Origin of the sequence: Streptomyces sp. NPDC005393 (assembly GCF_040606675.1) — a bacterium.
Classification (GTDB): domain Bacteria; phylum Actinomycetota; class Actinomycetes; order Streptomycetales; family Streptomycetaceae; genus Streptomyces.
Genome location: NZ_JBEXFG010000003.1, coordinates 307422 through 318982, shown reverse-complemented (window position 1 = coordinate 318982; position 11561 = coordinate 307422). Strand labels below are relative to the sequence as shown.

Sequence of the window (11561 nt, the reverse complement as noted above, 5' to 3'; positions counted from 1 at the left end):
GGGGCCTGGCCACCCGATACGACAAGACCGCCACCAGCTACCTCGCCGGACTCCACCTACGCGGTGCCGTGATCTGGATCCGCAGCCTCCGACCAGCGTGATCCGAACCTGGAACAGGCCCTAGCTGACGTTTTTGGGTCGTTGCTGACCATCGTATGGGCCCTTCGCGCACGTCGCTGATGGACGGCTCCTGCGATGACCGCGACGGCGGTGACGGTCAGGGTGAGTACGACCGACCGGCGGCTGCTGGCCTCGATCGCCATGCCGCCGAAGATGCCGAGCAGCACGGCCAGGACGAGCAGGCTGAGAAGGGGGAAGGCCCACATGCGCACGGTCAGGGCGCCGGGGTCCTCGCGCTCCAGCCGCGCGCGTCCGCGCAAGTGGGTGACGGTGATGCTGAGGTAGATCACCAGCGCGACGGAGCCGGAGGACTGCAGGAGGAAGTCGAACACCGTGCTGGTCGGCAGGAAGTAGTTGGCCACGACCGTGGCCAGCCCGACACTGGAGGCCAGCAGAAGGGCGGGAACGGGGACCCCGTTCCTCGTGGTGCGAGCAAGGGCCGCGGGGGCCTCGGCGCGCCGGGCGAGGCTGTAGAGCATGCGCGAGGACGAGTAGAGCCCGGAGTTGAGGCAGGACAGGACGGCGGTCAGGACGACCACATTCATGACAGGGGCGGCGTGCGGGATGCCGAGGTGTTCCAAGACGGCCACGAAGGGGCTCTCGGTGACGGCGGTGGCGTTCCAGGGGATGAGGGTGACCACGACGGTGATGGAGCCGATGTAGAAGAGCAGGATCCGCCAGACGACGCTGCGCATGCCGGTCCTGACGGCCTCGACGGGGTGCTTGGCCTCGCCCGCGGCGATGGTGATGGCCTCGGTGCCGAAGTAGGAGAAGAAGACGACCAGGGACGCCTGGAGGACCGGGAGCCAGCCGCCCGGGGCGAAGCCGCCGTGACCGGTGAGGTTGGCGAGGCCGGGGGTGCTGGTGCCGGGGGCGGCGCCGAGGATCGCGGCGAGCCCGATGAGCAGGAAGGCGACGATGGCCGCCACCTTGATCATGGAGAACCAGAACTCGAAGCTGCCGAAGGACTCCACCCGGGTGGCGTTGACCGCGATCAGGGCCGCCATGACGACGAGCGCGGCGAGCCAGGTGGGCACCGACGGCAGGAGCTGGTGGACGATGGTGGCTCCGGCGATGGCCTCGAAGCCGATCACCACGCACCAGTGGTAGGCGTAGAGCCAGCCGACGGACAGCCCGGCCCAGGGGCCGAGCTCACGGGCGGCGTAGCTGGAGAAGGAGCCCGTCTCGGGCTGGGCGACGGCCATCTCGGCGAGCATGCGCATCACCAGGACGACCAAGGCGCCGATGACGGCGTAGGCGATCAGCACGGCGGGTCCGGCCTGGTGGATGGCCTTGCCGCTGCCGACGAACAGGCCGGCACCGATGACGCCGCCGATGGCAATCATGGTCATTTGCCGGTTGCCCAGGGCCCCGCGCAGACGCACGGGACCGCTGTTGCGGGGAGATTCGCGGAGGGGAGTGTTCACGAGCGCTTCCTGGCTTCCTGGCGTCGGGGGACGGAGTGCGGCGAGAGCCCGTTCTGCAAATTGGCTTGCACAAGGTAGTACGCTTGCAATTCCCTTTACGTCAAGGGGTCGTCGCGGGGGCGCTTCGGAGGTGCGTGGGGCCTGCCTCGTCGCCCCTTCCCGGCGAGAGAGAATTCCCCCATGGCCCCCGTACCGCAGACCCCGCAGTCTCCGCCGCAGACGTATGACGAGCTGCTGGCCGCGCTGCACCAGCGCGGCTCCTCGCTGACCCCCTCACAGCGGCTGCTGGCCGACCGGGTGATGGCCGACCCCGAGGGCGTGGCCTTCATGACGGTCTCGGAGCTGGCCTCCGCGGTCGGGGTCAACGAGGCCACCGTCGTGCGCTTCGCCACCAGCCTGGGCCTGGACGGCTACCCCGGTCTGACCCGGCTGTGCCGCGTGCGGCTGCGGGAGCAGGCCCAGCTGCTGCGCCGCTACGACAGCCTGGAGCAGCTCGGCACGGACGGCGGCGATCTGCTGGAGAGCGCGGTCGCCCTGGACCGCGCCAACATCGCCCGCACCTTCGCCCGTATCGACCCCGAGACGTGGGACGCGGCGGTCGAGGCGCTGGCCGACGCCCCCCGGGTGCATGTGATGGGGCTGCGCAAGTGCCACGCGCCCGCCTACCTGTTCGGCTATCTGCTGCGGATGCTGCGCGAGGACGTGGAGATCGTCACCGGCGGGGCCGGGACCCTGACCGACGAGCTGCGCCGGGTGCAGGAGGGGGACTGCTTCGTGGCGCTCTCCATCCACCGCTACAGCGCCGAGACGGTTCGCGCCACCGCCTGGGCCCGCTCGCGCGGAGCCCGCTGCCTGGCCCTGACCGACAACCCCTCCTCGCCGCTGGTCGGGTCGGCCGAGCACGTCTTCTACGTCGACGCTGCCGGGCCGTCGGTGCTGCGCTCGCTGACCGCCTTCACCTCGCTGGTGCAGGCGCTGGCGGCGGACGTGGCCAAGCGGCGCGGGCACGAGGCGCGGTCGAGCCTGCTGCAGGAGGAGGAGCTGCTGGAGGAGTTCGGGGCGTACGCCCGCCGCGAGCGGTAAGGCGCGCCCCTCACCCTCTCAGCCTCCGCTCCGGGCGGTCAACGCACCCAGCGCGCCGCGCAGATGCTCCAGCGACGCGGCGATCCAGGGCAGCGAGAGCGGGTCGTCGCTGCGCAACGCCTGCCAGCGCTCCGTCTCGGACTCCCCGTAGAGCAGGCTGGTCGCCACCCGGGCCCGCAGTCCGCGCGGCGCGTCGCCGAACGCTTCCCCGGCCAGCACCCCCACCCCGTGCCGCTCCAGCAGCGCACCGGCCAGCGCCGCGCCGCCGTCGATGCCCTGAGCCTCGAGCGCCGGGCGCACCGGCTCGAAGTCGGGGTAGAGGTAGAAACCCGCCTCAGGGGGGCGGCAGATGGCTCCCGCGGTGGTGAACTCCCCGTGCACGGCGCGGGCGACGGTGGCGTGCAGACGGCGCGCGTCGTCAATGTGCCCGAGCAGCTTCGGCGGATCCTGCAGCACATGCGCCGCGGCGGCCTGCATAGGCGCGGCAAGGCTGGACCAGACCTCGCTGGCCACCCCGGTCAACTGGTCCATCAGGCGCTGCCCCCACGCCCCGTCCGGCACCCGGGCGAAGCCGACGCGCCAGCCGCCCAGCGCCATCGACTTGCTCAGGCCCGTGGTCACGACGGTGCGCTCGGGCAGGTAGGAGGTGGCGCTGGGGGCCCGGCCGTGGTGGGGGTCGTGGACCAGTTCCGCGTAGATCTCGTCGGCGATCACTACCAGCCCGTATCGCTCGGCGATCGCGCACACCTCCCGCACCCGCTCGGCGCGGGCCACCGTGCCGGTGGGGTTGTCCGGCACGGTCAGCACCAGGGCACCCGGGCGCGCTCCGGCGCCGCGCGCGTCCTCGAGCGCCCCCGCCAACCGCTCCGCGTCCGGCACGCCGCCCGTCTCCGCCGGGATGGGTACGCCGATCGTCCGCTTCCCCACGAGCGCGGCCTGCGCGCCGTAACTGACCCACGAGGGGCGGGGCAGGACCACATCCCCCGGCACCGTGGCGAGCAGGGCGAACAGCAGCGCCTTGCTCCCCGGCGCGAACAGCACCTGTTCCGGCCGGGTTTGGAGCCCCCGCCGCGAGAACCACCCCGCCGCGGCCTCCCGTGCCTCGACCGACCCGACCACCGGCCCGTACCCGTTCCGTCGCGCCGCCCCGGCAAGCACCACCGCAACCGACTCGGGCACCGGCAGCCCGGCCTCGCCGAACCCCAGGTGCAACACCCTCTCTCCGGCGGCGCGGCGGGCCCGCAGCGTCTCGTTGATGGCAAGTGTCGCCGAATGCATAGTCACGGCGCGCAGGCTCCTTCACAGTGATCACCCGAAGATGCAATTCTTCATGCGTCTACCAAGGTACGTGCAACGAAATTTGCACACAAGCCAGAGGTGGGGGCCTCGGCGGGGCGTGGGCTTCGAGCTTCGGGATTCGAGCGCCGTTTGTGAGGAAAGGGCGAGTTGGCACAACCCACCCGCCCACCCAACTCCCGCGCACGCCGACGCGGATGACTTTTCGTGACCGACTTGCCACGGACGGTTGCCGCGCTCTGGCGTTCGCAACAACAAACAACCCGGCCGGTGCTACCAACACCATGCCGGGGTCTGACCTACAAGATCGAAAGAGACTCGATCCGTGGCTTCTAGGAGGTCGGATTCCCCGCCGATCGCGTTCAGCGGTTTGGACGCGAGTGCCGTCGGCTGCTTCGAGGACGCGCAGCCGTACTGCCTGATCGGCCGTGGCACCTCGAAGCACGAGGCAGGGGTAGCCGGGTGGCACGGGTGCTGATGCGCGCGTCCTCCGCTACAGTCCCTCCACTTGGATTAGAGGGGGGATGGGGGATGCGTCGCGGTACGTGTCCCGTCTGCGGGCGCCGGGCGCCCGTCACTGACGGGATTGTCGGTTACCACGAGAGAGACGGCCGTGGCTGCCACGGGCTTGGCCGGACAGCCAAGCGGCCGCCAGAGGAAGCGGTCTCACCAGCCGTCGGGGCGGGCGACACCGCAGGAAAGGCGGTGCGGCCCTTGCCTGGTGACGCCCGGACAGAGTTGGTCGGCTGCTTCTTCATGTTCTTCGCCGCGATCGGCTTCGCTGTCTTCGGGGGAACCGTTCTCTTTACCGATTTCGAGTCCGGTTCCCCGGCTCCCCTGATAGCCGGCGGTGCGGTCTTCGTTCTCGCCGGTCTCGGCGCCTTGGTGTGTCACGTCAGTCCGGCGGGTCGCCGAAATGCCGCTCGACACAGAGCCAACGAGGAGAGGCTGTCCAGCGCGCGGGCGACGGCTGCCGTTCGGGCCGAGGAGCAGCGGCTGACCGATGCGCAGCGGGACGCGGAGCGTCGGGGGGGTGAGGCGGCGGATGCTCTGCGGGGCGCGGTGCGTGAGTTGCTGAGCGGCCTTCCCGAGCGGGGAACCCCGCAGGAGGAGGCGATCGCGTACTGCCTGTCCAGGACCCGTTTCGCTCGCGACCCTCGGGTCCGGGCCCAAGCCGAGCGGCTCGCGCGCAGACACATCGCGGTGGACGAACGCATCCTGTGCGTGGCGCTATCAATAACGGACCAGGGCAGAAGACGTACTGCCCTGCTGATCCTCACCGACCGCGGCGCGGCGGTAGCGGACCAGGGAACGTCGTACCGGTTCGAGCCCGAACCGGAGGACGTGTGCGACGCAAAGGAGGACCCACGCTGGGGATGGGTGTCGGCAGGGGAACTGTCCTTCTCCTTCCGTGACAATCCCGACCTCCGTGTCGCCCTCGCGGCCCGGGCAGATGCCGGGGCCGCTCCCCCGGCATCCATGCCTCGGCCAGACCGACCCGAGACACGGCTGATCCGCGACGCGCGAGATGCCGAACTCGTCGCCGTCGATTGGATGCGCTATCTCGGCTTCACGGATGCGACGGCCACCCCCGTGGGCGCGGACGGAGGGATCGACATCATCGCCGAACGGGGCCTGGCACAGGTGAAAATGGAGGGCAGCCCCACCAGCCGCCCGGTGGTTCAGCAGCTCTACGGCGTCTCGGTCTCCCAGGCGCGTACGGCCCTGTTCTTCTCGCTCGCCGGCTACACGCCGCAAGCCGCCGCATGGGCCTCACAGCACGACATCGCGCTCTTCCAATACGACCTCCAGGGAACGCCGAAGCCGGTGAACCCGCCCGCGCTGCGGCTGCTGGAAGCCGTGGACAGCGGGGAACCCGTAACGCCCGAATCCGCACCAGCCGAACCGGACGACGGCTCGCAATCGCGGGGGCACGGCCGGGACGAGGACCCGACGCCGGAAGCGCCCACCGCGATGACGCTCGACCGGCAGGCCGAGGCAGCCGGAATGAGAACCGAAATCCTCCGCGACATCGCACACGAGGTCGTCACCGAACAGAACGCCGGCATCACGTACTTGCAGAAGCGCTTCTTCCTCTCACGGTCCGCGGCCCGCCGCGCGCTTGAAGCACTCGAGCAGCTCGGCCTGGTCTCACCCCCCGCCAAGAACGGACGACGTCGTGTGACAGCCACCTCACTCGACCATCTCACCTCGCCATGAAGCCTCACATCGACACGCTCCCTGACCCCCGGGAGCGACGAAACGCAGGCCCGTAGGGTGACGAATGCGTGTCGGGGTCGGCAGACTCGGCGACCGTTGTCTCGGCGCGTGGGATCCGCTGCGAGTTTCGGAACCTCCGCGCGCACCTGTCCTGCCCGGCCGGTTCGCCGCAACTCACCCGCCCGGGGCCCGGCGGACCGCTCGGTTCCAAAGAACCCGAGATGAGCCCGGCGGGTCGGACCGTTCGGTTACGCGCCGGCGTGGAGGTAGGCCGCCCACAGGGAGGGGGTTGCCGGATAGCGGTCGCGTGCTGCCCTGATGGCGTGGCTCAGGGCGGTAGCGGCCTGGCCGGTCTCTGGTGTTCCGCCCGGGCCGGTGGCCAGGTGCGTGTAAAAGGATTCGGCGATCCCGGCGGCCAGGCGGTCGTTGATCGGCCAGAGGGTCCCGACGACGTGGGGGAAGCCGGCGAGCTGGAAAGCGCTGGTGAGGTGGATGGCTTCGTCGAGGAGGCCGGTGCTTGCGTGGTTGGCGGTGCTGCAGGCGGAGAGGTAGGCCAGCTGTGCGCAGTCGAGCTTGACCTGGGCGAGTGAGGAGACGGTCAACGGCGTGGTCGCGTGGTCGCGCAGGAACAGCCTGCTCTGGGACGGATCGATGGGGTTGTTGTCACCGTGGCAGGCGAAGTGGGCGATGGCGCACTGCGGAAGCCGGGCGAGGACGTTGGCCGCGGTCGGGGTGTCGGTGCTCGGGGAGAGGGCGGTGCCGTCGGGGGCGGGTTCGGTGAGCAGGACAGGGCGGGGGAGGAGGGGCTGGATTCGGCGGGTCTCCTCGGCGACGTGCGGCAGTGGGCTGAGGCCGGGAGTGGTGGGCATGGCGATGATCAGGGACCGGGTGTCGCCGCCGGACTCGGGGCAGTGCCGGCGGGCGTGGCGCAGGGTGCGGATGGTGGGGGTGTAGGAGGAGATCGCCCGGTCCAGGACGGTGCGGCGGATGGGGCCGTGCCCCGGGGCGTCGGTGTGGAAGCCGGCGGCGTGCAGAGGCAGCAGCCCGAGGAGTCCGCCCGGTGCCCACCACACTCTCGGGAGGGGTTGCCCGTCCTGGGCCGGGGGGATCGCCTCGCCCAGGGCTGCAAGGGCGGAAAGGGCCGGCTCGGCCGCGGCCTCCCAGAGCCATTCCAGGACGTGGCGCAGCCTCTGCTGAGCGGCGATCCGGTCGGCGTCGGGCGCGGTCGTCTCCTCCAGTGCCTCGTAGAAGGTCTGGATTTGGGCGATGACGGCGTCCTGGGTGAGTTGGGGCAGTGGGCAGGAGGTGATGCCGTCGTGGATGAGCAGCAGCGCGTCGCTGCGATGGGTGCTGATGTTGAACGTCACCACGGGGCCGTGCGCGGCTTCGGCGAGGAGGTCGTCGAGGGTGGGCGGCAGGCCGAAGGTGGCGAACCCCTCGCAGGTCCGGATACGGGCCAGCAGTTCCTCCAGCTCCTGCGCCAAGCGGTGGCGCGCACGGCCCATCCCCCTGGACTCGTCGGAGCTGGTGGCGGTGACCGCGGCTGGGTCCTGGTCCAGCAGCTCACGAAGTTCGGAGTATCGCTCGGCCAGGTCGGGGTGCCGGCTGCGCAGGTCGGTCAGGTCACTTCTGGTCTCCAGCGCCTGGGACAGCAGCACGGCCCGTCCGGCCTCCGCCAGGCTGAGGGCCCGTTGGGCTCGTTGCTGTGCGTTGCGGCTGGTGTCGGCCAGGGCCAGGGCGGCGGCGTCGGCAGCGAGGCCGGCGGTGTTGCTGCTGAGGGCGTGCTGCTGGTCGGCGCGCCGCAATCGGCGTGGCGCCACTTCTGGCAGCATCAGCACCGCTCGCTCCAGGAGTCCGGCCGCCCGGCCGGGGTCTGAGGAAGCGGCCAAGCGTGCTGCCGCGTTTGCCGCGCGGATACGCGTCCACGGCGGAGCTGTCTCCACCTCGGCCGCCTGCTCCCACAGGGTGAGCGCCTCGTCCAGATCCTTCGCTGCCCCGGTACGTTCGGACCGGTCTTCAAGGGCGATGGCGACGTTGGTCAGGTACCTGGCCTGGTCGGGGTGGTTGTCAGGGGCGGTTCGAACGGCGGATCGGCCCACTGCGACGGCCTCGTCCAGGACCGCCGTCTCCCGGGTGTGCTTGAACCGCTCCTTCAGGACGATGCCGAGGTTGGACAGGAGGCCGGCGTGGTCCGGGTGGCCGGCCGAGGTGGCTCGAACGGCGGCCCGGCCCGCCTCCACCGCCTCCTCCAGATCCGCCGCCTTACCGGTCCGCCTGTACCGCGCCCGCAGGACGTTGCTGAGGTTGGACAGACGGCCTGCCCGCTCGGCGTGGCCGGCCGGGGTGGCTCGAACGGCAGCCCGGCCCGCCTCCACCGCCTCCTCCAGATCCGCCGCCTTACCGGTCCGCTTGAACCGCTCATAGAGGGCGAGGCCGACGTTGGACAGACGGCCCGCATGGTCCGGGTCCGTGTCGGGGGTGGCCCGCATGGCCGCCCGGCCGGCTTCGACGGCCTCGTCCACATCGGATAACTCCCCGGCCCGCTGGAACCGCTCCTGCAAGGCGATGGCGAGGTTGGCCAAGTACGCGGCCTGGCCGGGGTGGTCGTCGGGGACGGTTCGGACGGCGGCCCGGCCGGCCTCCACGGCCTCGTCCAGCTCCGTCAGGTGTCCGGTCTGCCCGTACCGCCCGCGCAGGACCTTGGAGAGGGTGGTCAGGAACGTGGCCTGGTCGGGGTGGCCTGCGGGGGCGGCGCGCACGGCCGCGCGGCTCGCCTCCACCGCCTCCTCCAGGTCCCTCAGTCCCCCGGTCCGTTTGAACCGCTCATGCAGGGCGGTGCCGAGGTTGCACAGGCTGCCCGCGTAGCCGGGGTGGTTGTCACGTGCGGCTCGCACGGCGGCCCGGGCGACTTCGACGGCCTCCTCCAGGTCCGCCGTCTCCCCGGCCCGGCTGAACCGCGTCTGCAGGGCGAAGCCGAGGTTGGCCAAGTACCTGACCTGGTCCGGATGGGTCTCGGGGGCAGCTCGCACGGCGGCCCGGCCCACTTCGACGGCCTCGTCCAGATCCGCCGGATCCCCCATCCGCCTGTACCGCGACTGCAGGGCGAAGCCGAGGCTGGACAGGTACATGGCCCGGTGGGGGTGGTGGTCGCCGATGCGAAGTGCGATGCGTCTCCACAAGGTCACGGTGACCGTGAGAACTCTCGGATCCATGGTGGTGGGTAATGCGCGCCCCAGCAGGTCCATCGCCACAGGGCCCGCCCGCTCGGCGACGGGGGCGAGCAGTGACTGCGGCAGGTCGTCCACTCCCGCGATGAAGCACCCCGCGAAGAAGCCGACCGCGGTCTCCTTCTCCCGTTCGGCCTGTGCAGGGGGGAGAGCCTGGGCACGGCAGTAGTGCAGCCAGCCCAGGGCATACGCGGCTTCCAGACCAAACGGGTCGCCGTCAACGCACGCCGCCAGAGCGTGCGCCTCGCCGAGTACGGCCGGCTCCAGCACCGCAGCCCACTCTCCCGTGGCAGCCACCTGGTCCACCCGGTCCCTCACCGAGGCCAGCAGCTTCTCACGCGTCCCCATGAGCCCTCCCCTGTGGGCGCCGAGTCGTCATCTATGAAAGATAAACCGCTAGTTGCCGTGCTTGGGGCACTTCGGACACTATGGCCGCGCCGGGGTGCCTCGGCAGCGAACGGGGGGTATGGGGTGACCGACCAGCACGACGTCAACGGCGCGGGACCGCGCGAGGACGTGGCCTACGTATGCGAACAACTGGAGCACATCCGCACGCTCCTTCAAACGCACAGCCCCGCGGGCACAGCGCCGCTGGAGCGCCTGGTCGCGACTCTGCAGGCCGGGGAGGATCCCGCCATGCCGCTGGACGCGGTCCACGAGGCCCTGCTGGCGGCAGGCGACGCGGTCGGCATCCATGGCCGGGTACGGGGCCTGAACCCGATCGGAGCCGACCCCGCCACGCCCAGGGAATGGGTGCTGCTGTGCCCGACCGGCCAGTGCTCGCGCTACAGCTGGCCCGACGGCCCCCAAGCGCCCTCGTGCCCCGTCAGCGGCCAGTCCCTCCGCACAGAGCCGCTGTAGCGGTGGACGGATTCCTCAGCGCTCTCGGACAGAAACTCGCCGAGCGCTGGCTGACGCAGCTCGTCCTGCCCGGGGCACTCTTCCTGGCCACCGCCACCGCCGCCCACACCCTCGGGCAGACCCAAGCCCTGGACTACCACCGCCTCGCCGACCGCATCACGCACTGGGCCCAGACGCCCGCCGCCCCCACTCACGGCGGCCAAGCCGTCCTGCTCGGCGCGATCCTCGCCATCGCAGCCGCAGCCGTCCTGGCCGCCCAGGGCCTGGGGGCATTGGTCCAGCACGCCACCCTGGCCGCCGACTGGCGCACCTGGCCACGCCTGCTACGGCAGTGGGCCCACACGCGCGTCATCCGCCGCCACACCCGTTGGAGGGCCGCCGCACACCGCTACCAGCGACAACTAGACGCCGACGCTCGCAGCCTGGCCCTCCACCGGCGTCGAGCTGACCCCACCCCACGCCGCGCAGCACACCACGCCATGCTGCGCATCGCCACCGAGGCCCCGGACCGGCCCACCTGGAGCGGCGACCGCATCCACGCCACCGCCATCCGACTGGAACGCGACCACCACCTGGACCTGCCCGTCCTGTGGCCGCACCTGTGGCTCACCCTGCCCGAGACCACCCGCACCGAGATCACCGGCACCGAACAAGCCCTCACCCGCGCCACCACCCTGGCCGGGTGGGCCCTGCTCTACGCCCCGCTGACCATCTGGTGGTGGCCCGCCGCCCTTCTGTCCGCCGCCATCGCCCTGACCGCCAGATACCGCATCCGCACCACCACCGACACCTACGCCCAACTCCTGGAAGCAGCCGCCCGCCTCCACGCCACCGACCTCGCCGCTCAACTCGGCATCGCCCATACGGGCCCGGCGGACCCCACCCTCGGCGACGCCCTCACCCATCAGCTCCGCACCCGCACACCCCCGCCCACCTCCGAAGGCAACCCACCCCACTGACGGTCCCGGCTTCCTCACATCTGCGGCGTGCTATGGGGTCGTGGGGCGCGAGCGCGTCGTGGTCGGCGAAGGGCTGCCGGTCGTCGGCTCTGGAGGGGATTCGCCCACGGCAGACGGAAGAGTCCCGAAGGACGCTGCAACGCCTTGAAGGACGGCCTGTCTCCCGACCACACGACCAGCTCGCCATCGAGGACCAGGACGCCTGGCAGCGAAGCGGCGGTGACGAGGTCGGGGAGCGCTGGATCAGGGATCCGCGCCGCGACTGCAGCAGCGTGGGACCCTCCGGGCCGGGCTGCGAGGCTATGGGACGCATGGCCGTTCTGACGGCCGGGGGTGGTCCGGGACGGCGAAGCAGCGGCCGTGGCGGC

7 protein-coding genes and 1 pseudogene are annotated in these 11561 nt (G+C 71.2%); 5 read left to right on the top strand and 3 right to left on the bottom strand.

Annotation, left to right across the window (positions count from 1 at the left end):
• Positions 1 to 101: pseudogene (locus tag ABZS71_RS05915) on the top strand (IS5/IS1182 family transposase); the annotation flags it as partial.
• Here the strand turns inward: ABZS71_RS05915 and ABZS71_RS05910 are convergent.
• A complete protein-coding gene (locus tag ABZS71_RS05910) occupies positions 57 to 1472 on the bottom strand; it encodes an amino acid permease (protein ID WP_356207864.1) in 1416 nt (471 codons plus the stop codon). The pseudogene ABZS71_RS05915 and the gene ABZS71_RS05910 sit on opposite strands and share 45 nt — an antisense overlap.
• Before the next feature lie 255 nt (positions 1473 to 1727).
• On the opposite strand from ABZS71_RS05910, the gene ABZS71_RS05905 reads away from it, so the two are divergent.
• Positions 1728 to 2630 (top strand): MurR/RpiR family transcriptional regulator, encoded by a 903-nt coding sequence (locus ABZS71_RS05905; RefSeq protein WP_356207863.1) that lies wholly within the window; start codon positions 1728 to 1730, stop codon positions 2628 to 2630.
• Between the two features lie 18 nt (positions 2631 to 2648).
• Here the strand turns inward: ABZS71_RS05905 and ABZS71_RS05900 are convergent, their stop codons facing one another.
• Positions 2649 to 3908 (bottom strand): pyridoxal phosphate-dependent aminotransferase, encoded by a 1260-nt coding sequence (locus tag ABZS71_RS05900; RefSeq protein WP_356207880.1) that lies wholly within the window; start codon positions 3906 to 3908, stop codon positions 2649 to 2651.
• A 774-nt stretch (positions 3909 to 4682) separates the two neighbouring features.
• Between ABZS71_RS05900 and ABZS71_RS05895 the strand changes: the two genes are divergently transcribed.
• Entirely contained in the window at positions 4683 to 6146 is a 1464-nt protein-coding gene (locus ABZS71_RS05895) for a restriction endonuclease (protein ID WP_356207861.1), read from the top strand.
• 248 nt (positions 6147 to 6394) lie between these two features.
• Here ABZS71_RS05895 and ABZS71_RS05890 read toward each other — a convergent pair whose 3' ends face one another.
• Complete coding sequence (locus ABZS71_RS05890) at positions 6395 to 9721, bottom strand: CHAT domain-containing protein (protein WP_356207860.1); 3327 nt, start codon at positions 9719 to 9721, stop codon at positions 6395 to 6397.
• Between the two features lie 123 nt (positions 9722 to 9844).
• On the opposite strand from ABZS71_RS05890, the gene ABZS71_RS05885 reads away from it, so the two are divergent.
• Positions 9845 to 10234 carry a hypothetical protein gene (locus ABZS71_RS05885; protein WP_355845575.1) on the top strand — a complete coding sequence of 130 codons (390 nt, stop codon included), beginning with the start codon at positions 9845 to 9847 and terminating at the stop codon, positions 10232 to 10234.
• Positions 10235 to 10236: 2 nt separating this feature from the next.
• Positions 10237 to 11193, top strand: a complete 957-nt coding sequence (locus ABZS71_RS05880) for a hypothetical protein (protein ID WP_356207859.1) — start codon at positions 10237 to 10239, stop codon at positions 11191 to 11193.
• Positions 11194 to 11561: the final 368 nt, after the last annotated feature.